Annotated in this window: 20 protein-coding genes; 9 read left to right on the top strand and 11 right to left on the bottom strand. The window is 43.8% G+C overall.

Going from position 1 to position 23,111, the window contains the following annotated elements:
* The first annotated feature begins 498 nt into the window (after positions 1 to 498).
* From atzF to ACFN7Z_RS03660, 3 genes are read left to right on the top strand one after another with little or no spacing between them, the layout of a single operon-like run.
* Positions 499 to 2,328, top strand: coding sequence for an allophanate hydrolase (atzF, locus tag ACFN7Z_RS03670; RefSeq protein WP_159151642.1), 1,830 nt, complete (start codon positions 499 to 501; stop codon positions 2,326 to 2,328).
* A 20-nt stretch (positions 2,329 to 2,348) separates the two neighbouring features.
* Complete coding sequence (gene uca / locus ACFN7Z_RS03665; RefSeq protein ID WP_395442584.1) at positions 2,349 to 5,951, top strand: urea carboxylase; 3,603 nt, start codon at positions 2,349 to 2,351, stop codon at positions 5,949 to 5,951.
* Between the two features lie 3 nt (positions 5,952 to 5,954).
* The gene (locus ACFN7Z_RS03660; RefSeq protein WP_159151640.1) at positions 5,955 to 6,659 is read left to right on the top strand and encodes a GntR family transcriptional regulator; all 705 of its coding nucleotides are present in this window, start codon (positions 5,955 to 5,957) and stop codon (positions 6,657 to 6,659) included.
* A 66-nt stretch (positions 6,660 to 6,725) separates the two neighbouring features.
* Here the strand turns inward: ACFN7Z_RS03660 and lysM are convergent, their stop codons facing one another.
* From lysM to ACFN7Z_RS03630, 6 genes are all read right to left on the bottom strand, one after another.
* A complete protein-coding gene (lysM, locus tag ACFN7Z_RS03655) occupies positions 6,726 to 7,199 on the bottom strand; it encodes a peptidoglycan-binding protein LysM (RefSeq protein WP_004982938.1) in 474 nt (157 codons plus the stop codon).
* Between the two features lie 245 nt (positions 7,200 to 7,444).
* On the bottom strand, positions 7,445 to 7,681 hold the full coding sequence (acpP, locus tag ACFN7Z_RS03650; RefSeq protein ID WP_004695351.1) for an acyl carrier protein: 237 nt from the start codon (positions 7,679 to 7,681) through the stop codon (positions 7,445 to 7,447).
* Positions 7,682 to 7,767: 86 nt separating this feature from the next.
* Positions 7,768 to 8,502 carry a 3-oxoacyl-ACP reductase FabG gene (gene fabG, locus ACFN7Z_RS03645; protein WP_010327366.1) on the bottom strand — a complete coding sequence of 245 codons (735 nt, stop codon included), beginning with the start codon at positions 8,500 to 8,502 and terminating at the stop codon, positions 7,768 to 7,770.
* Positions 8,499 to 9,485, bottom strand: coding sequence for an ACP S-malonyltransferase (fabD, locus tag ACFN7Z_RS03640; protein WP_010327367.1), 987 nt, complete (start codon positions 9,483 to 9,485; stop codon positions 8,499 to 8,501). Before fabD ends, fabG begins: the two co-directional genes overlap by 4 nt.
* Before the next feature lie 176 nt (positions 9,486 to 9,661).
* Complete coding sequence (rpmF, locus tag ACFN7Z_RS03635; RefSeq protein WP_004279227.1) at positions 9,662 to 9,844, bottom strand: 50S ribosomal protein L32; 183 nt, start codon at positions 9,842 to 9,844, stop codon at positions 9,662 to 9,664.
* A gap of 76 nt (positions 9,845 to 9,920) precedes the next feature.
* The gene (locus ACFN7Z_RS03630) at positions 9,921 to 10,478 is read right to left on the bottom strand and encodes a DUF177 domain-containing protein (RefSeq protein ID WP_004982945.1); all 558 of its coding nucleotides are present in this window, start codon (positions 10,476 to 10,478) and stop codon (positions 9,921 to 9,923) included.
* Positions 10,479 to 10,575: 97 nt separating this feature from the next.
* On the opposite strand from ACFN7Z_RS03630, the gene ACFN7Z_RS03625 reads away from it, so the two are divergent.
* The 6 genes from ACFN7Z_RS03625 (at position 10,576) to rluB (ending at position 15,241) form a co-directional block, all read left to right on the top strand.
* A complete protein-coding gene (locus tag ACFN7Z_RS03625; RefSeq protein ID WP_010327368.1) occupies positions 10,576 to 11,238 on the top strand; it encodes an elongation factor P hydroxylase in 663 nt (220 codons plus the stop codon).
* Positions 11,239 to 11,323: 85 nt separating this feature from the next.
* A complete protein-coding gene (locus ACFN7Z_RS03620) occupies positions 11,324 to 11,941 on the top strand; it encodes an L-threonylcarbamoyladenylate synthase (protein ID WP_004695345.1) in 618 nt (205 codons plus the stop codon).
* Positions 11,942 to 11,995: 54 nt separating this feature from the next.
* Positions 11,996 to 12,262, top strand: coding sequence for a hypothetical protein (locus tag ACFN7Z_RS03615; RefSeq protein WP_010327369.1), 267 nt, complete (start codon positions 11,996 to 11,998; stop codon positions 12,260 to 12,262).
* 449 nt (positions 12,263 to 12,711) lie between these two features.
* Positions 12,712 to 13,506 carry a ScpA family protein gene (locus tag ACFN7Z_RS03610; RefSeq protein ID WP_005400316.1) on the top strand — a complete coding sequence of 265 codons (795 nt, stop codon included), beginning with the start codon at positions 12,712 to 12,714 and terminating at the stop codon, positions 13,504 to 13,506.
* Positions 13,506 to 14,093, top strand: coding sequence for an SMC-Scp complex subunit ScpB (gene scpB, locus ACFN7Z_RS03605; RefSeq protein WP_010327370.1), 588 nt, complete (start codon positions 13,506 to 13,508; stop codon positions 14,091 to 14,093). The genes ACFN7Z_RS03610 and scpB overlap by 1 nt, the downstream gene beginning before the upstream one ends.
* Positions 14,094 to 14,134: 41 nt before the next feature.
* Positions 14,135 to 15,241 (top strand): 23S rRNA pseudouridine(2605) synthase RluB, encoded by a 1,107-nt coding sequence (rluB, locus tag ACFN7Z_RS03600; protein ID WP_010327371.1) that lies wholly within the window; start codon positions 14,135 to 14,137, stop codon positions 15,239 to 15,241.
* Between the two features lie 164 nt (positions 15,242 to 15,405).
* Here rluB and ACFN7Z_RS03595 read toward each other — a convergent pair whose 3' ends face one another.
* From ACFN7Z_RS03595 to ACFN7Z_RS03575, 5 genes are read right to left on the bottom strand one after another with little or no spacing between them, the layout of a single operon-like run.
* Positions 15,406 to 17,136: an ABC transporter ATP-binding protein gene (locus ACFN7Z_RS03595; protein WP_010327372.1), complete on the bottom strand. Its 1,731-nt coding sequence runs from the start codon at positions 17,134 to 17,136 to the stop codon at positions 15,406 to 15,408.
* Between the two features lie 10 nt (positions 17,137 to 17,146).
* The gene (locus tag ACFN7Z_RS03590) at positions 17,147 to 18,292 is read right to left on the bottom strand and encodes an ABC transporter permease (protein ID WP_010327373.1); all 1,146 of its coding nucleotides are present in this window, start codon (positions 18,290 to 18,292) and stop codon (positions 17,147 to 17,149) included.
* A gap of 7 nt (positions 18,293 to 18,299) precedes the next feature.
* On the bottom strand, positions 18,300 to 19,238 hold the full coding sequence (locus ACFN7Z_RS03585) for an ABC transporter permease (protein WP_004695335.1): 939 nt from the start codon (positions 19,236 to 19,238) through the stop codon (positions 18,300 to 18,302).
* An 11-nt stretch (positions 19,239 to 19,249) separates the two neighbouring features.
* On the bottom strand, positions 19,250 to 21,265 hold the full coding sequence (locus tag ACFN7Z_RS03580; protein ID WP_010327374.1) for a M3 family metallopeptidase: 2,016 nt from the start codon (positions 21,263 to 21,265) through the stop codon (positions 19,250 to 19,252).
* A 24-nt stretch (positions 21,266 to 21,289) separates the two neighbouring features.
* Positions 21,290 to 23,098 carry an ABC transporter substrate-binding protein gene (locus ACFN7Z_RS03575; protein ID WP_010327375.1) on the bottom strand — a complete coding sequence of 603 codons (1,809 nt, stop codon included), beginning with the start codon at positions 23,096 to 23,098 and terminating at the stop codon, positions 21,290 to 21,292.
* Between the last annotated feature and the right edge of the window lie 13 nt (positions 23,099 to 23,111).

Raw genomic sequence — 23,111 nt, 5'->3', positions numbered from 1 at the left:
ATAAAAATAATAGTTTATATTATAAGTTATACGTATGATTTATTGATTATCTCTGCAAATTTCAACGGTTATATTGGTCACGAATTAAATAAAACTTGCAACTTTCCAGATTTGGTATAGCTCAAATACATTCAGTTATACATAAAAATTAAAAACTGAGTGTGTATATTTTATTTGAATCATCCTATTTTATAATATGTTTTAACCTCAATTCTTTTGGCTTTAATTCACATAAAAAACGTATATGATTTAAACCCTATTTTTAAATAGTTTAACGTCAAACTACCCAAGGCTTGATCATAAAAAGCACCATTAGCTCCCCTATGCACTTATTTTGGTGCAACTCTAAAAACACTTAGAACCACTCAATTAAACCAAATTTACAGTCTCAACCAATTGATTTATAACAATTATAACCAAGGATAAATCAAATTGATTAGATTGGCATAGATTCTGCTTTTTTGTATTCCATCATGTATACAAGTTGGAATGCAAAAAATGAGTCAGAACAAATGCATTGGCTGGACACTTCAAGAATGGCAAACCGCTTATCTCAACCAAGATATTCATCTTGAAGATTTAATCGACTATGTAGCGCAATTACCACAACCTGATCATGCATGGATTTCAATTGCTACGACAGAAATACTTTCCCAACAAATTGAAGCCTTAAAGCAAAAAGCAGAGCAAGCCACAGACCTCAGCAAAGAATTGCCTTTATACGGCATTCCGTTTGCAGTGAAAGATAACATCGATGTTGCTGGATTTATCACCACGGCCGCATGCAAGGCCCTGACAACTGTTGCTACGCAAGATGCGGAAACCATTCGCCTGCTTAAAAATGCAGGGGCCATTGTCGTGGGAAAAACCAATTTAGACCAGTTCGCAACGGGGCTTGTCGGGACACGCTCTCCTTTTGGTGCAGTCAGTAACACGTTTAACGCTGACTATGTCAGTGGTGGCTCTAGCTCTGGTTCAGCCAGTGTTGTAGCTCGTGGCTTGGTGCCCTTTGCACTCGGAACAGATACTGCAGGCTCTGGCCGTGTTCCTGCTGCATTTAACAATATTATTGGGCTAAAACCGACTAAAGGCCGTTTTTCAAATCGTGGGCTACTCCCCGCCTGTAAAAGTTTGGACTGTATTTCGATTTTTGCATTAACGGTAACAGACGCCGACACCATTGCCCAAACGGTAGAACATTACGATGCGTTAGATAGCTATTCACGCCAGCACCCCAAAACTACACCTGCGAAACTCTCGGCTAAACCACATTTTGCTATTCCCCAAAAACTGGAATTCTTTGGTGATGACCAAGCTAAGTATGCCTTCCAACTGGCTGTAGAACAGTTAAAAGTTCTCGGGGCTGAAATTACTGAAATTGATTTTTCAGCGTTTGAACAGTTGGCAGCCCAACTCTATCAAGGCTCATGGGTGGCAGAACGTACAGCCGCGGTTGCTGAGTTGTTGGCGCAGCAGCCTGAGGTTTTCGATCCGACAGTACGTGCAATCATTCAAAAAGGTCATGATTTTAGTGCAGTTGATGCCTATAACGCGGAGTACTTAAAGCAAGACTTAAGCCGAAAAATTCAAGACACTTGGGCCCAATTTGATGCATTGATTGTTCCCACCTCCCCAACCATTCATACCCTTGCGGAAATGGAACAGTCACCGATTAGTCTGAACTCTGAGTTTGGGACTTATACCAATTTTACCAACCTCGCCGATTTAAGTGCCCTCGCCCTGCCCGCGGGTTTCCGCACCGACGGTTTACCTTTCGGCATCAGCCTAATTGCACCTGCATGGTATGACCAAGCTCTGATTGAATTTGGAAAATTTTGGCAGACGCATTTGAACTTAAAGCTGGGGGCTTTAGACCGCTATGCACCCATTCCAAGGCTACAGAACTCAGTCTCTCCACATCATATCCGTGTTGCGGTGGTTGGGGCACACCTGACTGGAATGCCGCTGAACTTCCAATTGCTCACCCGTGATGCTGTGCTTGTGGAAACCACGCATACCGCTGAGCACTATGCCCTGTTTGCCCTGAATGGCGCGATCCCGCCTAAACCCGGTCTAGCCCGAGTCGATGAACACGGTCAGCAGATCATTGTTGAACTGTGGGATGTACCGACCGCTCGCTTTGGCGAATTTGTCGCAGAGATTCCGACACCACTGGGCATGGGCAATGTCGAACTGGCAGACGGTCGATGGGTGAAAGGTTTCATTTGTGAACCTTATGGCTTAAACGATGCCGAAAACATCAGTCACTTTGGCGGTTGGCGCACCTATATCCAGCACCGTAACAATTCAAAAGTAGAACAAGCTTAGTCAAATTTAGGAATTATAAAATGTTTAAAACTGTATTGATTGCAAACCGTGGCGAAATTGCCGTACGTGCAATTCGCACTTTAAAAAAACTGGGGATGACCAGTGTAGCGGTATATTCAGACAGTGATCGTTACGCACAACATGTCAAAGACGCGGACATTGCCATTGCTCTAGACGGCTTAAAACCATCCGACACTTATTTAAGCATTGAAAAATTGATTCAAGCCGCTCAAAAAACGGGGGCTGAAGCTATTTTCCCCGGCTATGGCTTTTTATCAGAAAGTGCTGAATTTGCAGAGGCTTGTGAGAAAAATAATATTGCCTTTATGGGGCCAACCGCGACACAAATTTTAGAGTTTGGTTTAAAACACCGTGCACGTGAACTAGCTGCCGCTGCACAGGTGCCTATGACACCGGGTACAGGCTTACTTGAAAGCTTAGATGAGGCAATTTCTGCGGCTACAGAGATTGGTTACCCCATCATGCTGAAAAGCACCGCAGGCGGCGGTGGCATTGGTCTTACCCGCTGTGATAATGAACAAGCCTTAGTTGAAGCTTATGAAAGCGTCAAACGTTTAGGTGCACAATTTTTTAAAGATTCGGGCGTATTTTTAGAACGTTTTATTGACCGTGCGCGTCATGTCGAAGTTCAGATTTTTGGTGATGGTCAAGGTCAAGTGGTTGCATTAGGCGAACGCGACTGTTCATTGCAACGTCGTAACCAAAAGGTTGTGGAAGAAACCCCTGCTGCTCATCTGCCCGAAGCCACACGTCAAAAACTACACCAAGCAGCAGTTGAACTCGGCAAATCTGTCAATTACCGCAGCGCAGGTACGGTCGAATTTATTTATGATGCTGCACGCGATGAATTTTACTTCCTTGAGGTCAATACCCGACTACAAGTGGAACATCCTGTCACTGAGATGGTGACGGGTTTAGACCTGATTGAATGCATGCTTAAAGTTGCTGCGGGCGATGCACTGGATTGGACGGCACTTAGCAACATCCAACCGCAAGGTGCGGCGATTGAAGTGCGTATTTATGCAGAAGATCCAGTTAAAAACTTCCAACCCAGCCCGGGTGTACTGACCGAAGTTGCATTTCCAGACAATTGTCGTGTTGATACATGGGTTTCAACAGGGACAGAAATTTCGCAATATTTTGACCCGATGATTGCCAAAATCATCGTACATGCGGATACCCGTGAACAAGCCATTGAGCAACTAAAAAGTGTGCTCTCTCAAACTCGTTTAAATGGCATCAGCACCAATTTAGACTATGCACATAGCGTGATCTCTGATGAACGCTTTGCACAAATGCAAATCTGGACACGCTTGCTAGATGACTTTGACTACGTACCAAATGTGATTGAAGTACTCCAAGCTGGCACGCAAAGCTCAATTCAGGACTTTCCGGGACGTGTTGGCTATTGGGATATCGGTGTACCACCATCGGGTCCTATGGATGACTATGCTTTTCAATTGGCCAATCAAATTGTAGGGAATGATGCTAGCGCAGCAGGTTTCGAGTTCACCCTGCAAGGCCCAAGCCTCAAGTTCCACCAAGACAGTGTGATTGCACTGACAGGTGCGCCATGCCCTGCCCAACTGGATGACAAGCCCGTGACCTTTTGGCAGCCGATTCATATTCGCGCAGGTCAAGTACTCAGCTTAGAACAGGTCGAATCTGGTTGCCGTAGCTATTTAGCCGTTCGTCATGGACTCGATGTCCCCCTATATTTGGGCAGTCGTTCGACTTTTGCTTTAGGTAACTTTGGCGGGCATGCAGGACGCGTGCTTCGTGCAGGTGACATGATCAAACTCGTCAACACAGCGCATCCAAATAGCGATACACCTTTAGCCCCGCAAGAACCACAGGCTCTATCTTCAGCACTGATTCCAAGCTATGGCAAAGAGTGGAAAATTGGGGTGCTGTATGGACCACATGGTGCACCTGACTTCTTTAAACCCGAATATATTGAAGAGTTTTTTGCATCTGAATGGACCGTACACTTTAACTCCAACCGTCTAGGCATCCGACTGTCAGGGCCAACACCAAGCTGGGCACGTGAAAATGGCGGTGAGGCAGGACTTCACCCATCGAATGTCCATGACTGTGAATATGCCATTGGTGCAATTAACTTCACAGGCGACTTTCCTGTCATTCTCGCCAAAGATGGGCCAAGCCTGGGGGGCTTCGTTTGCCCTGTAACTATTGCCAAAGCTGAACTTTGGAAAGTGGGTCAGCTTAAAGCCGATGATAAAATCAGCTTTTATCCTTTAACTGTTGAACAAGCCAATGCCTTAGAACAACAACAAATTGAACGGATCGAAAACTTTGCCCACGCAGCACTTAATTCTGAGCCCCCAAGCGGTGATATTCCAACATCCGCAATTCTTGCCAGCTTAGAGGCAACTGATGTATCTCCACGCACGGTATACCGCCAAGCGGGTGACAGCTATATCTTACTGGAGTACGGTGACAACGTTTTAGACTTGGCCCTGCGCTTGCGCGTTCACCAATTGATACAATTAATCCGCGCAGCCAATATTAAAGGCATATTGGAACTGTCCCCCGGTGTACGCTCGCTGCAAATCAAATATGATGGACTCACGCTTCCACAGCATCAATTGATCGAATTTCTACTCAAACTTGAACAGCAAATGGGAGATTTAAGCCAAATTAAGATCCCGTCACGGATCATCCATCTGCCGATGGCATTTGAAGACAGCGCAACTTTAGGTGCCGTTGAACGCTATCAAGAAAGTGTCTGTGCCAAAGCGCCTTGGCTACCGAACAATGTCGATTTTATTCAACGCATCAATGGTTTAGACAGTCGTGAGCAAGTCAAAGAAATTATTTTCAATGCCCATTACCTCATTTTAGGCCTCGGCGATGTTTACCTCACCGCCCCATGTGCAGTCCCGATTGACCCACGCCATCGCTTATTAAGCTCGAAATACAACCCTGCCCGTACCTTTACCGCTGAAGGCACCGTGGGCATTGGCGGGATGTATATGTGTATCTACGGCATGGACTCTCCGGGAGGCTACCAACTGGTCGGACGCACCCTCCCCAACTGGAATAAATTTAAAAAGAACAAACAGTTTGGTGACAAAGAATGGTTCTTAAACTTCTTTGATCAAATCAAATACTTCCCCGTATCAGAGTCAGAGTTAGAGCAATGGCGTGCCGACTTTGAAAATGGTCAAGCACAAATTCAAATTGAAGACACTGAATTTGACTATGCAGCGTATTTACAACTACTTGAAGATGAAAAAGACAGCATTGCCGAGTTTAAAGCACAGCAACAACACGCTTTTAGCGCTGAAGTGGGCTTATGGAAAGAAAGCGTTGATCATCAAGAACATCTGGTTGCAGAAGCACCTGATGAGACTGACTACAGTGCCTATGCAGCGCTACATGCTTCGATGACCGGTAATATTTGGAAAATATTAGTGGAACAAGGTCAGATTGTGAAAAAAGGTGAAACCATTGCTATTATTGAAGCCATGAAAATGGAATTACCGGTGTACGCTGCGGATGATGGTACTGTCAAAGCCATTATTTGTCGGGCTGGACAAACCGTTCATAGCGGTGAGCCTTTGGTTTATATGGAATAACACATGCCCAATATGACACGTGCAGGTTCAAGTTCAGACAATTTGTCTGAACTTGTTTACCAGCAAATAAAAAACGATATTTTTGATTTCAAATTGATGCCGGGTGAACGTTTTACCGAATCCGAAATCGCCTTGAACTATCAGGTCAGCCGCACGCCTGCGCGGCAGGCGCTATATCGATTGCAACAAGAAGGCTATGTAGAGGTGGCATTTCGTAGTGGCTGGACTGTCCGTCCGTTGAACTTGCAATACTACGATGAGCTGTATGAGCTACGCATCATGATTGAGCAGTATGCAATTCGAAAGTTATGCAGCAGTGCATCTCAGCCGTCGAAGGAAATCAAACACCTACACAAAATTTGGATGGTTGCACCTGAGCAGTATCTGTCAAGCTTAAAAGCCATGGCGAAAATTGATGAAGATTTTCACTGTGCATTGGTTCGTGCCATTGGCAATCAAGAAATGATCAAAATTCACCAAGAAGTCAGTGAAAAAATTCGCATTATTCGGCGCCTCGATTTTTCAAAAATGGATCGAATTGAAGCCACCTATGCGGAACATCAAGCCATTTTGAATTATATAGCACAGCAACAGATGGAGCTTGCCGTTGAAAAGATCAGTGCTCACATTCAACAAAGTCGAGATGAGGTAAAAAAAATTACCTTAGGTATGCTCAGTCAGCATGCTGTTGTGAAAGCAAGTCGCTAAGCACTCGATCAACATTCCACTCTCAAATAAAAAAGGCGCTTCATGCGCCTTTTTTAGCCTTTTAATTTAAGCAGGAATACGCAGGACCTGGCCTGGGAAAATATCATCTGCATCTTTCAATAGCGGACGGTTGGCCTCAAAAATTTTATTGTACTGGTTGGCATCACCATAAAATGCTTTGGAAATTTTTGATAGATTATCGCCCGATTTAACTGTGTAGAACTTACTTTCAGGTTCAGGGCTAGCCACAGTGAGTTGATCATCGACTTGTGCCACATGGTCAATATTACCGACGGCTAAAACAATCTTTTCTTTATCGGCTTGAGTCTGAACTTGCCCTTTCACTGTCGCCAAATCCGTGGTGGAGTTATAGCTAACTGAAAGTCCCGTCACAGGTAAGCCCAATGCTTTGATATGACCCAATAACTTGTTGGCAATTTCTTGAGCAGATGGCTCTGCTGGTGTGCTTGGTGCAGCTTGAGGCTCGGCTGCTGCTGTATTTTTCTTACCAATGCCTTTAACAAAATCAAAAAGACCCATGTTTATGCTCCATCTTGTTATATCAGTGTTGTTATATTGAATGCTCAAAAATGAGACACCCTTTTTTATACCCAAAAAAGACAACAGATTTGGTAGCGAATAGTCCTCTTAAGGTAAAGCTTTGTAAGTTACCCCAGTAAATAGCAGATTTTAAAGATGAGTTAGGCGCTTTGCGTTTTTGAAAGGCATAAAAAAGCCACCCAAGTGGGTGGCTTTTCCATTCAGCAAAGCTGAAACAATATGTATTAACCTAGTTTCTTAGAAACGTAGTCAATCGCAGATTGTACAGTTGTGATTTCGTTAGAATCTTCATCTGGGATTGTGATGTCAAAGTCGTTTTCGAAAGACATAACAAGCTCAACAAGGTCTAAAGAGTCAGCACCTAAGTCATCCATGAAAGATGCTTCGTTTTTGATTTCTTCAGCCTTAAGACCAAGTTGTTCTGCAACTGCTTGCTTGATGCGTTGTTCGATATCGCTCACAGGAATTCTCCTCATTGCTTGTGGCGTTTTTAATGCCGTTAGTTTAATTGAATCTTTAAAATTTTGAAAGTTTATCCATCAGCCAATTAGCTCATGTATAGACCACCATTTACATGCATTACCGTACCAGTAATGTAATTTGCTTTGTCTGATGCCAAGAAGCTCACCGCATTTGCAATATCTTGTGGATCACCTAAACGGTTCAAGGCCACTTGATCGCTCATTTTTTTACGGATATCTTCGCTTAATTGCTCAGTCATTTCTGTTGCAATAAAACCAGGCGCCACTGAGTTTACAGTGATTTGACGGCTACCCATTTCTTTTGCAAGGCTACGGCTAAATGCTTCAATACCAGCTTTCGCTGCTGAATAGTTGGCCTGACCTGGGTTAGCAAAATGTGCAACCACAGAACTAATATTAATAATTCGCCCAAAACGCGCTTTGGTCATACCTTTTAAAACGCGTTTCGACAAACGGTAAACTGCTTTTAAATGGATATTTAAAATGTCATCCCAGTCATCTTCTGACATACGTAGTAACAAATTATCTTTGGTAATCCCAGCATTGTTCACCAAAACCAACACAGGGCCATAGTTTTGTTCAATGTCAGTGACAAGCGCATCAATGGCAGCACCATCACGAACATCAAGCACTTTACCTGCACCGTGTTCACCGAAGCTTACAGCAAGTTTTTCTGCACCTGGCTCAGATGTCGCAGTACCCACAACAAAATAACCGTCTTGAATAAGTTGCTGAGCGATGGCAGCACCAATCCCTCGACTTGCACCTGTCACGAGTGCAATTTTGCGTTCCTGTGTCATGCAATTTTTCCTTCAGCCACTAAAATGGCATTTAGTGCATCTTCCAAGCGTGATTTACTATCGAGTGGAAATGCTTTTTCAATATTAGGTAGACGTTTTGCCAAGTTTGCCAAAACATTGCCTGGACCACACTCTGCAACATATTGGATCCCTTGATCCTGAATAAACTGCATTGTTTTGGTCCACTGTACAGACTCATATAACTGAGCTGTAAGTGCTTGGCGGACTTGTGCTACATCTGTAGCAATTTCCGCGCCCACATTTTGTATTACAGGTATGCTAGGCAGCTCAATGGCAGTTTGTTCCAAAGCTTGCGCGAACTGTTCTGCAGCAGGCTTCATCAATGAACAATGCGATGGAACAGAAACTGGTAATGCAATCGCTTTGCCGCTGTTTTCTTTGGCTAAAGCCATGACTGCTTCAACTGCTGCTTTTTCACCAGCAATCACCACTTGACCCTGAGCATTGTAGTTAGCCGCTTCAACTGAACCTTCAGCTTGACTCGAAACTTGTTGGCATAAAGCAACAACTTGCGCATCATCTAAACCTAAGATTGCTGCCATTGCACCCTTACCTTGAGGTACAGCACTTTGCATTAACTTGCCACGCAAGTTTACCAGCTTGACTGCATCGCCTAAGCTTAGACTTCCTGCTGCAACCAACGCACTGTATTCACCAAGTGAGTGTCCCGCCAAATACTTTGGTGCAACACCACCAAGTTCTAACCATACACGCCACAAAGCAATGCTGGCAGTTAACAATACCGGTTGGGTAAATTCAGTTTGGTCTAAACCTTCACCAGATTGTGCAATGTGCCACAAATCGAATCCAACCGCTTTAGAGGCTTCTGCAAATGTTGCTTCAACACTGGCAAATTGTTCTGCCAATTCAGCCAACATGCCAACCTTTTGTGAACCCTGACCGGGAAATACAAAAGCTGTTTTTGTTGCCTGAGCGACTTGATCAAGTTGTTTCGCAGACATAAAAAAGTCCTTTCTTGTCTTTGCTCTCGTTTATGGAGCGAAAATTTAACACTTAATTTAGGTCGATGTAATTGCCAAATACAACAAAAACAGCAGCGATAAAAATTCGACAACAAAAAAAGGGAGCTTTACGCTCCCCTTTTTTCGACTAAGCTTTAAGCTTAATGCTTCGACAATTATTCAGCAGATGCTTTAGCGAATAATTGACGACCACGGTAGATACCATCTTTAGATACGTGGTGACGACGGTGAGTCTCGCCAGTAGCTTGGTCTACAGTTAATGCATTCTCGGTTAAAGCGTCATGTGAACGGCGCATGTCACGGCGAGAGCGACTTTTACGGTTTTGCTGAACGGCCATGATGGCTCCTTACAAATCGAAAAATATGGATCAGAACAAATTCAGTTGTCTTATACGGAAGAGTATAACACAAAAATTAGTTAAGTTTACCCTTCAAACTTGCCAAAACATCAAACGGATTATCCCGCTTTTCTTCAACAAGTTCTTCAACGGCAGGTTGGTGCTTATGTTCACAAGCGTCATGCTTAGCAGACAAAGGCATCAACAATAACAATTCATCTTCTATCAGAGACAGTAAATCAGCCGTCGCAGGCGCATCATAGCTACCTTTCGTCGTTGCTTCACTTTCACCTAAGACGATGAAATCAGCATCCTCATCCAAGCGCTCTATCAGTGACTCATCATCCACTAGAGCTAGATGAAAATCTGAAACGAGTTCAATGTTTACCGTGCCTAAACAGCGCTGGCATTCCATTGGAACGTTCGTTTCAACGTGACCATCTAGCCATACAATACGATGATACGCATCCATTGATAGCTTACAGTCTATGTTAATCAATTGATCATCAATTGATCCAACAGCTTCACGGGCTATACGAGCAAAGCGAGACAATGGCAGTGTTCCTGACCATGTAAAGCCTTGTTCGGCCCATTTAAACGGCTCAATCTGTGCCGGAAAGGTATTTGCTGACATAATTAAGGCGGCAATTCTACAAATTCATCAGTACTCTGTCAAAGATTAAGATACAATTTTGTACTTATTTAGACAGACCATTTGGGTAACTTAAGTCATGCATCTGTTGCAGCCGCAAACAGAAGTGAGTATTTCATCACTTGTGAGCACAATTTCAACTGTCGATTCTGACATTTCAAACCGCCAAGTGCAACTCTCGACGTGGGAGAATTTGTGTACAGAAGCAGAACAAGTTGATTGGCTCATCTTACACTTTAATCGTTGGTTTTCCCACCTGAATGTCAACTTGGTTAAAGGTGACTTTGAACCTGAATATTTTCCCGCGATTGACAGCACCCCTGCACGCATCCAATTTGCCCATGGTTTTTTTAATAGTGCCTTACATGAAATCAGCCATTGGAGCATTGCAGGAGATAAACGCCGTCTACTCCCAGACTTAGGCTACTGGTATGCACCCGATGGTCGTACGGCTGAGCAACAAGCTTTATTTGAACAGGTTGAAATTAAACCACAAGCCATTGAATGGTTATTTGCCACAGCTTTTGGTCGGAAGTTCCGTGTTTCCTTAGACAATCTGACTGGTGAAGGTGGTGACGGCAACCGCTTCAAAGACCATGTTTTCGCTCAAGTTCAGGCTTATTTTTCAGGCCAAGCTCAATTACCACGTGATGCAAAACACTTCATTGACTGTATTTGCCTATGTACTCGTGCTGGCAAAACATTACAGAGCGATGAATTTCAAAGAGAAATGCTCGACTAAATTTAGCACGATTCACATTTTGGCCATTGAACAGCACCGAGATAAAGCGCGATAATGTTGAAAAAACCATCAGGAGATAAAAACGATGCTTCATTTAAGAGTCCATCCTGATAACCCTCAAGCACGCTCAATCAGCCAAGCAGTAGAACGGATTCGCGCAGGCGATGTGGTGGTGTACCCGACCGATGCCGCTTATGCCATTGGCTGCCAGATTGGGAATAAAAATGCCATGGAGCGGATTGCTCAAATTCGCGGCCTTGGGGCCAAACATCAATATGCCATCATTTGCGCGGATCTGTCCGATATTGCCACTTATGCCAAAGTCGACAATGCTATGTATCGTTTACTGAAAAACAATACACCAGCCGTGACCACGTTCATTTTGCCTGCAACCAGTGAAGTGCCTAAACGCTTGATGCATCCGAAGAAAAAAACCATTGGTTTACGTATTCCAAGTAACCCAGTGTGCCAAATGTTACTCAAAGAGTTGGGTGAACCACTACTAACCAGTACCTTAATCCTGCCGAATCAGGAAGAACCACTGGATGATCCCTATGATATAGAAATGCAACTATCAAAACGAATTGATGTGTTTATCGACAGCGGGCTGGGTACCTTGAGCACCACCAGTATTGTCGACTTATCAGGTGATCACCCTGAAGTGATTCGCCGTGGGCTTGGCGATGTCAGCGCATTTGAGTGATGCGCTGCATTTATTCGCTAGGGAAACTGAATCTCACATTCTCAAGAGATCAACATGACCCTGTTTATGGTTTTGCTCAATCTCAACCAATTTCCCGAGCAACATAATTTATATGTGCAGCGTCCTTGGACGCTTGAGTCCGAGACTTTGGTGCAACGCCATAGCTCAATCAACTGCATTATGTGGGAAAAGAATCTGTACAACTATTTCCTACCGATCTCGACCATCCAACAATATTTCAAATACCTCGAACCCAAAAATCTCTGCCTACAAGACAGCTGTCAGCGCATCATTGAATTTGCGCTACAAGCACCTGAGTAAATCTTTTCTTTGGCGTCAACTGACATTAACTTGAGCTTCAGCTACTCTCTTCACTCTTTCAAACCATTTATAAAATTAAAGCGTTGTCCATCACTAATCTAATCTCAATAAATCTGTATCACCCATCTAACTATCTGCAGCAAATCGATTATTTTGCAAACCACAGGACTAGGCCCTAAGTGTGCCAAGTTGTCTCAAACCCACCCCATTTCTGCAAATTTAGCTACGACATCAGTGGATAAAAAGCATCACACAAATAAATACTCTATATTTATTTACAGCTTTTTTTGTTATTTGGTCGGTGAAATCATGTATTCACACCGCAATTTGTTTTACACTAAGCCCTATTAAAATTATGTATTTTTTAAATCACCTCTACTTTTTCTCCTAAGTACTGATTCGAAAAAACATAATCATGCCTTTGAAAATTCGCGTGGCCAATAACTGTAATGAATCAATCCGTCCATAATGCCATGGAAGATCTCCCACAAATCCGTGTTATGGATGAGTGGCATGACTCCATCCCTGAGGATTTATATATTCCTCCCGCTGCATTTGAAATTCTTTTAGAGCATTTTGAAGGACCACTCGACTTTCTGATTTACCTGATTCAAAAAAATGGCTTTGACTTATTACAGTTAGATATTGCCCCGATTGCAGCGCAATACCTGTCTTATATGGATGCCATGAAGTCGCTTAACATTGAGCTGACAGCAGACTATATGGTGATGGCCGCGCTCTTGGCTGATTTAAAGTCACGTTTGCTATTGCCAAAAGCACCCAATGCAATCCAAATTGAAAAAGACCCAAAACAAGAGCTGATTGACCGTTTAGAAACTTACCTACGAATTAAACAAGCGGCTGAACGCTTGGGGCAAATGCCTATATTAGAGCGAGACACCTTCTCAACCAATGTCAGCTTAGGCCAAACTCTAGATAATAATGACGGTCATGATGTGCAACAGCTACGTGATGCACTGTTCTGTGTATTTAACCGACCTGAGCCGATTACCCATCAAATTGCACAAGAACCAGTTTTACTTGAAGAGCGCATGGCTTTTATTGAAAGCAAAGTCGCTTCAGGTGAAGTTTTAGTTTTTGAATCTTTACTGCGTCCCATCCAAGGTCGTATGGGCATGGTCGTGACGTTTATGGCCATTTTAGAGCTAACCCGTCAGCAACGTATTCAAATTGTGAGTTCAGGTGTTGAAGCACCGCTTTCGATACAAGGAGTCAAAAAATAATGTTAGAACAAACCGCTCCTGTAACAAATGAAGATAACTTGCATGAAGTGTTGATGCAGTTAGAAGCGATTATTTTTGCCAGTGATGCGCCTGTTTCACTTGCACGATTGAAAGAATCGTTCCAAAATCAATATAGCAAACAAGATTTACGCCAGTTTTTACAACAACTTGCCATGTTACAACATGGTCGTTCGATTGAACTGATTGAAACTGCTCAAGGTTTTCGTTTTCAAGTTCGAGCAAAATACCGTCAAATCGTTGCACAAACGTGGCCAGAGCGACCAACTCGTCTCTCGCCATCGCTACTCGAAATGTTGGCCGTGGTTGCCTATCATCAACCCGTCACTCGAGCAGATATAGAACAAATTCGAGGAGTCTCAAATAACAGTCAACTGTTACGCACGTTATTTGATTGGAACTGGATTAAAGAATCTGGTTTTCGTGAACTCCCAGGAAGACCTGCGTTGTTAGTTACGACGCCCCAATTTTTAAATGCATTTGGCCTAAATTCTTTAGGTCAGTTGCCTCCCCTGCAGGATGCCAAGGAAGCTTTTATGGCGCTCGATGCGAATGCACCGAAGTCGTAAATAGGTGAACTGTTGATGATAATTTCTAAGGTTATGCTGTCATGAGTGAAAAGTTGCAAAAGGTACTCGCACGAGTTGGTTTGGGTTCTCGCCGTTATATGGAAGAAGTCATTGCCGCTGGTCGTGTGAGTGTCAACGGCCAAGTTGCCCAAGTAGGCGAACGTATTGAACCAGGTGATGAGCTTCGCATCGATGGTCGTAAAGTATCGTTCCAAATTGAAGATGAAATTCGTCGTCGTGTTCTGATTTACTATAAACCAGAGGGCGAAATTTGTTCACGCAATGACCCTGAGTCACGTCCAACGGTATTTGATCAATTACCTGCAATCGCGAATGATCGCTGGGTGATGGTGGGTCGTCTGGATATTAACTCAACAGGTCTACTATTGTTCACAAATGATGGCGAACTCGCGAATCGCTTGATGCACCCATCAAATGAAGTTGAACGTGAGTATGCTGTACGTGTTATGGGTGAAGTGACGCCTCAAATTAAGAACAACATGCTCAAAGGTGTGGTGTTAGATGATGGCCCAGCGAAATTTGAGTCATTCTCTGAAATTGGCGGTGAAGGGATTAACCGTTGGTATCAAGTGGTGGTAAAAGAAGGTCGTAACCGCGAAGTACGTCGTATTTTTGAATCGCAAGGTTTAAAAGTCAGCCGTCTACTCCGCACACGTTATGGCACGGTTATTTTACCACGCGAACTACGTACCGGTCGTTGGATGGAGTTGGACAAAAACGACATCGACAACTTAACCAAAGCGGTTGAGCTAAAGCCGCGCCAAGGCACTGGTTTATACGGCATGGCAAAACGTCGTACTGAACGTATGCAAGAAAAACCAATGGCTGCGCGTCGTGGTGGTTTCTTACGCCAACAGCGCCGTGACAATGAAGATGAAGGCCAACAACAAGCGAAGCCAGCTTTCAATCGTGAACGCCGTGAAAATCCAAATGGACATAGCCAACGTCGTCAGGACAATGCACAAACTGGTTATGGTCAACGTGAACCACGCCAAAACTCAGGCTATGCACAACGTGACAGCCGTCCAGAGAACTTTGGCAACAAAGGCACTTATGGTCAACGCGACACGCGTGATGAAAATGCGCCACGTAAACCTTTTGGAAATAAAGGCTTTAAAAAGTTTTAATTTTTAAAGTCAAAATTTGAGCCACTTTCGAGTGGCTCTTTTTATATGTGTTTACGCTGCAATAATCACTTTCTATTCTGTAACACGAACAAGCTGCAAGCTCCTCATAAAAAACGCCCAACCTATTGAGCGTTTTTATTCTCCCGCCAACAGCCACCACCCATTCATGACACACTTTGTGGAATAGCACTGAGTAAGCGTTTGGTATATTCGTGCTGCGGTGACTGGTACAAATCATCTGAATTGGCTATTTCCACCAAATCACCATGGTTCATCACCATGATTTGATCTGAAATATATTTCACCACTGATAAATCATGTGAAATAAAGATATAACTCAGTCCAAATTCATCCTGTAAATCTTGTAGCAAATTCAGTACTTGGGCTTGTACCGAAACATCCAATGCTGATACCGACTCATCACAAATCAAAACCTCAGGTTTTAAAGTTAGACAGCGGGCAATAGCAATACGTTGACGCTGTCCGCCTGAAAACTCATGTGGATAACGATAAAAAGCCTGTGCAGGTAAGCTCACGCGTTCCAACAAGTCCAAAGCCATCTGTTTGCGTTCAGTATCATCCGCCCCGATACGATGCACTTGCATCGGCTCCATTAAAATCTGCCCTACAGTAAAACGAGGATTGAGTGATGCATAGGGATTTTGGAAAATGATTTGAATCTTGCGTTGATACCGAGCAAACTCTTTTTCTGACATGGCCAAAATATCTTGACCTTCAAACAGCGCTTTTCCTCCTGTCGCCTCCTGTAAACGCATCAGCAATAATCCAATGGTGGTTTTCCCCGAACCAGACTCACCCACCAAGCCCAAAGTCTTGCCTTTTGCCAGTTGGAAACTCACGCCTTTGACCGCTTGAAACTCCTCTTTGCCGAATAATCCTTTACGACTATAAAATGACTTTTTAAGGTCACGTACATCTAAAATGATCTCTTCTTGGCCAGTTAAGCCGCGAGATCTTTGTTGAAGTGACTCGACATCGACAGTATGCGTTTCAATATAGTCATCGCCCTTTTGTTGCATAAAGTCACTGATCATGGGCAAACGCATGGGACGTTTAGATAGTTGCGGACGGCAATGCAACAACGCTTTGGTATAGACATCTTGAGGGCGTTCAAGCACATCTTTAACCCTGCCTTGTTCACGAATTTGACCCTGCCGCATTACGATAACCTGATCGGCAATTTCCCCGACCAAAGCCAAATCATGGGTAATAAACAGCATCGACATTTGATGCTTCTTCCGCAACGACTCCAGCAAATTTAAAATTTGCTTTTGAATGGTGACATCCAGCGCTGTCGTCGGTTCATCGGCAATCAATAGTTTGGGTTTACACGCAATTGCCATGGCAATCATAACACGCTGCTGCTGCCCACCCGACAATTGCCCCGGATATGCATCAATCTTGGTTTCAGGAGATGGAATCCCAACTTCTATCAAGAGTTCCAAAGCACGTACACGCGCCTGCTTACGGCTCATGCCCAAATGTAACTGCAAAATTTCTGCAATTTGTGAACCTACCGTAAACACAGGATTCAGTGATGACATCGGCTCTTGAAAAATCATGGCAATATCTTTGCCGCACTTTTTCCGCATTTCACGGCGCGGTAAGTCGAGTAGGTTTTTCCCCTCAAACAGAATTTTACTGTCCAAAGCAATTTGACTACTTTCAGGAGGCAATAGTCCCATGGTCGCTAGCGATGTGACCGACTTCCCACTGCCTGACTCCCCAACCAAGGCCACAGTTGTATTCACTGGAATACTAAAACTGATGCCTTTGACTGTTTCAATGTACTGCTTTTCTTCATTTTTAAAGCTGACACGCAAGTTTTCCACCTGAAGTAAGGCTGGCGCTGTCATATGATTGAGTTCAGACATTCTCATGCTCCTATTTCAGTTTCGGGTCTAATGCATCTCGCAGTGCATCGGTAAACATTGAAAATGCAGTGACCAGAACAGCCATCGCCACAGATGCAGCCGCTAACTGCCACCACTTGCCTAAAATCAATTCACTTTGCGCCTCATTCAACATGCTGCCCCATGACACCACACCGACAGGGACACCAAAACCTAGGAAGCTCAAAATCACTTCTGACTTAATAAAGGCCACCACTAAAATTGACATTTGAACCAGTGCAATATGACTGACATTGGGAAATATATGCACAAAGATACGTCGGCTATGACTCACTCCAATCGCTTTTGCCGCCAGCACATATTCCCGCGAAGTATGCTTCATATATTCGGCACGAATTAAACGATATACTCCCGTCCACCCCGTTAAACCCAAAATCAAAACAATGGATAAGACGCCTTTTTGTTGTAGTACTGCAGCAATCGCTAAAACCAAGAGCAGATAAGGAATCGAAGTAAAAATGTTATAAAACCAGTTCAAGACATCATCGATCCAGCCACCAAAGTAGCCCGAAATTGCACCTAGAACGGTACCAATCACGACAGCAAGAAAAGCTGCGACTAAGCCCACAATAATTGATGTTTCTGCGCCTTTAATGGTTTTCAGTAAAACACTTTGTCCCCATTTGTCGGCACCTAAAATCAGGCTTTGCTTGAGTTCCGCTTGCTGATCTAGTAAATGACCATCCAGCGCTTGGTCAATCGCTTTCATGTCTTCAGCTAAAGGATCAACAACCCCATAGTAATCAATAGCACCACCTACACCCTGTTCAGCAGCAATTTCTGCGTTGAGCTCACGAATCACATCTTTTAAAGGATCGACAGGGTTTTCAGGCACAGCCGCTTCGACTTTTTGTGTTTCACTTTGCGTAGCAGGTATCGCTGCTGCACCGATAAACGTAGGCGGTGCATAACTCACCGCGACTTCTTTATTCCAGTCTTTTGCAATCAATCCTGTGGATGACAAAATTAACAGCACCAAATAAAACAGTACGATTAGGAGGGAAAACATGGCGATTCGATCGCGCTTTAAACGGCGCATGGCGAGTTGCCATAGCCCTGTAGATGCTGTTGTAGGTTCAGCAGTATCTGGTTTTCTTTTAGTGAGAACACTGAGCATAATTCACCTACTTCAACTGTACACGTGGATCGACCCATTTATAAATCAAATCGGCAATCAAGTTGAAAAACATCGTTGCGAGAGCAACGTACACAGTAATGGCTTTAATCACAGGAAAATCACTACGCTCTACCGCAATAATCACTTCACGACCAATGCCCGGAATACCAAAGAAACGCTCAATCAAAAATGCACCAATCAGCAAAGCAGGCAAACTTGCCATCACGTCTGTAATAATTGGAATCGAGGCATTGCGTAGCACATGCACACCTAAAATGCGCCGTTCGCCAATTCCTTTGGCACGTGCAGTACGAACATAGTCTTGATTGACTTCATCCAAAACAAAACTACGATACAACCGTAAAGTCGGGGCAATACTGACCACCAACATGATCAGAATAGGTAATAAAGCATACTTAAACAGGTTTTCGCTAAAGCTATCACTCCAGCCTTGGACTGGAAACCAGCTCAGCTGATAGGCAAAGACATACTGAAAAACAATGATATACACCAAGATACTGATCGACATGCCAATCGTACACAGCATCATCACCATACGATCCGTTAAACTGCCGCGTACCGCTGCTACCGCCAAAGCCAACACAATAGAAATGATGGTTTGTAAGATCGTCAGTGGAATGAGCAAAGTCAGTGAAGGCCCGAGTCGTGTCGTGATGATTTGCGATACTGACTCTCCTGTACTCCAACTTAACCCATAATCAAAAGTCAAAATCTGCTTAATGAAAATCCACAGTTGCACATAATAGGGCTGATCGACCCCAAGCTGCTGTCGGATATTTTCAATCTGTTCAGGGTTCGACATTTTCCCTGCCAAAATATAGGCAGGGTCGCCACCGACCCAGTTAAACAAGAAGAAAATCAGCAACACCACCCCAAGCATGGTCGGGATCATTTGCCAAATTCGACGAATAATATATGCCAGCATAAAAATGCCCCTTATTTCACCCGTTGACCGGTAATTTCATCGAAAAAGGCTTTGTTATCAGGTTCACGACCCAAAAAGTCTTTGACCAATGCTTTGGCAGGTTTTTGACCACCTTGGGACAAAATGGTTTGACGATAGTGCTGTCCCACTTCAGGGTTATTTAAGTTATCACCAAAGGCTGAAAGCATGTCCAACGCCATCACTTCTGACCACATATAACCGTAATACCCGACTTGATAACCGCCCATGATGTGACCAAACTGCCCCGGAAACTCGGTGGTTGGAACATAACCCAAAGCCGTTTCCCCTTCCATTTTTTCCCAAACCTTTAAGGGCTGAACCTCTCGTGCATCACTGCCATGTAGCGCCATGTCATACTGCGCATACAACGTCTGACGAGCATAATGCAAACCACGCCCATAACTATGCACGGCATTGAGTTTGGCAATCAGCGCATCATCCACACGTGGGCAGTCAGGTTTGCAGTAGTCCGCCACCTTTGACAAAGTCTCTTTGCGTCGTGCCCATTCCTCATACATTTGTGACGGGGCTTCGACAAAGTCTCGTTCAACTGAAGTTCCTGACTGAGATGAAAAACGTGTGTTAGATAAAATGCCATGCAACGCATGACCAAACTCATGTACAAAAGTTTCTAACTCATCGCTATTTAAACCATTGCGGTTAAAGTTAGTGACCAGTGCTGAAATTGGTTTGCGCCCTGTTAGGCTACTTCCGCCATAAACACCCCACACAGCAGCATGTCCATATTTGCCTTTACGTGGAAATTTATCCATATATAAACCACCGAGCAGTTGCCCTGTTTTGGCATCGGTCACATCGTAATATTCCACTTCATCTTGCCAAACCTCGACTTTGGCAGGCTTAAACTTGATGCCATACAGGTTTTCAGAAATGGCAAATAGCCAGTCTTGAGAGGCTTGCGTTGGAAAATACTGACGTAGCTGTTCTTGGTCGACCTGATACTTGGCTTTGCGTAATTTTTCACTCCAATATGCTTCGCTCCAACGCTCAATACTAGCTTGCTCAACAGGAATATTTAAACTTCGCGCTTTAAACTCACGTAGAGTTTGGACTTCCTTTTTCTCTAGGGGTGCTACGGTAGCATGTACCTCTGCCAAGAATTTATTCACGGTTTCAGGGGTTTTCGCCATACGACTTTTCAGTACCCACTCGGCATAACTGGACTTACCAAACAGTTTGGCTAACTCATAACGTAAGTCCATGGCTTGCTTCAGCAGCGCCAGATTTTTCTCACCGCCACGTCGGGTAAATGCAATTTGATAACGCTTACGTGCATCATCGTTATCTGCCAACTCCATAAAAGGACGATAATCGGGATACTCAAAACCGAGTAAATAATTGCCTTTGTCATTTTTCTTTAAGCCGTCGATATAACTTTGTGGCAGGCCTTTTAGCTCATCAAGGCTAAATTCGAGTTTTTCAGGATTATCACGTACATTACGCGCATACTCTTGTTCAATTTTTGCCAGTTCATCAAAAATCGCTTTTAAGCGTGCTTGTTTATCCGCTGAAAGCTGTATCCCAGTTTTTTCAAAGCCCTCCAAAATATCTTCACGGAACTTGGCTTCAATCGGATCAGCAATTTTAATTTTCTTAATTTGTTGATATAGCTTTGGATTCTGATACACATCGGTTTGGAATTGGCTAATTTTAATTTCACAGTCTTCAGCCGCTTTACGCAGTGCTTCATCAGGGTCAACATTGCTATACAGACCAATCGGGCCGTAAAAATCTTCAAATGATGCAAAAATACGATCCCATTCAGCCAATATAGGCGCTGCCGCCGTTTCGTTTTTAAGGGGCTTATTTTCAAACGTTTTAAGTTGCTTTTTCACATCCGCAATTTTGGCATTACACATTGTAGGGATGTCTTTGGCTTGAAAGCTGGGTAATGTTTGGCGCGGTGCTGTTTCCGCCAAAGCCATCTGACTCATCCCTAGGCCCAACATGCACAATGCAGTGAATTTAAAATGTTGCTTTTTCATCATGACTCCAGTTTTGTTTAATTTCTATTTCTTCAAATCAATATCGATATACATCCACTCTGCGGGCAGTATGGGATGCTTTTTAAAACCAATCACACGCGGTTGTGCCAAGATATTACGGTAACGCGCACCAATCACCTGCACAGGCATATACACCTCTAGCAGACGCGACATTTTGGCGTAGATTGCATCGCGCTCTGGGCTCGGTATCATCTTTTGGGCTTGTTCATATAGGTGGTCATATTCAGGAATTTTGACGCAGCCATTGTTGGTGATCTTGATGTTCTTGCCATAAAACAGCTGCATAAAGTTATCTGCATCTGGGTAGTCTGCAATCCATGCTGATGCTTTAAACATGGTTTTACATTGTTTTTCTAATTTCAAAGCCTCAGCAAAAGGCATCGACTTGGTGGTCATTCTGATTTGGATACTGTCTAAAGTTTTCTTCCAAAACTCGGCCTGTTGTTGACTGCGTAAATTATTACCCGAAAGCGTCATCTCAATCACCAAAGGTTTCCCATTCGGCTGAGTACGCCAACCATCCGCAGCTACTTTATAGTGATAACGATCTAACAATAAATTTGCCGCTTTGACTGAGTAAGGAATACTGCTTCGATAATTGGGATCGTAGCCCACCACACCACTTGGAATCGGTGCTTGCAGTTTTTGCGAATCGCCTTTTTGTAAAATATTGATGTAGTTATCGGCTGAAAATGCCATCGCCATGGCACGGCGCAGGGCAATTTTATCTTTACTTAAGCCGCCGACTATTGGGTTTTGCATATTCCAATAATGATAGTCAATCGAAGGATCGGTGATCCGTGACAGCTGTACGCCTTTCTTGACCAATTCCGGTTTTAGTTTTCCATTTTGCAAGGCTTGAACCGTCAACTCACCATCTAAGGCAAACAAATCCACTTCATCTTTAATAAAAGACAACCAGCGTGATTGCCCCTCTTCCATTACCTGAATATCAATCTCGCCAATTTGCGGCATCTTTTTGCCTTGCATGGCTTTGACGATCTTTTGGTCCTCAGGCGTACTGGCTTTAAAGTTCCAAACAAAACTTCGGAAATCAGGATTGGCCTTTAAAATAATCCGCGAACCCGGCGTCCAACGACTGAGCATATATGGCCCCGTTCCTATTGGATGCCCCATCACAAAACCCGCTTTGTCACGATATTTTTCGATAACTTCCCGTGCAACCGCGCCTGCAGGCTGATGCGCAAGCAACATTGGAAAGTTCTGATCTGGGCTGGTCAGGCGAATAACCAAGGTATAACGGTCTGGTGTTTGCAAGCCCGCGACAGATTGGTCGTAATTGAATTTTCCCGTTTTCTTCGCCTGTTTCAGCAAAGCCTCCATCCCTAAGATTCGCCCATCAAATAACCAACTGTTGGGTGAATGCAAACTCGGATCCAGTAAACGCTTAAAGGTATACACATAATCAGCCGAAGTCAGCTCACGCTTTTTACCTTTAAACACTGGGTCTGCAGCAAAATAAATCCCCTTTTGCAAACGAATGGTATAGGTCAATCCATCCGGGCTCACCTCGGGTAAAGCCGCAGCTGTTCGTGGTACCAATTTCGCAGGTGAGGCCAAATAATCATAGGTAAACAACGTTTCAAAAATCGATCCATTAACATGGGCCGAGTACAAGTCATGCACGCCCGCAGGGTCAAAGCCTGTTTCAGCCACAGGAAAAACATAACGTAAAACTTTTTTCGGGTCGGCAGGGCTTTGTGCAAAACTGGAAACTGAACTACTCAGCAGAATGCTGCCTGCCAAAATCCCCAAACCCCATCGTTTCAATTTCTGATTTAGATCTCTCATTATTTTCTACATC

The sequence above is a fragment of the Acinetobacter sp. P1332 genome (genome assembly GCF_044057475.1).
Taxonomy (GTDB): domain Bacteria; phylum Pseudomonadota; class Gammaproteobacteria; order Pseudomonadales; family Moraxellaceae; genus Acinetobacter; species Acinetobacter johnsonii.
The sequence above is the reverse complement of the archived record's forward strand: the minus strand, read 5'-3'. Positions and strand labels throughout refer to the sequence as shown.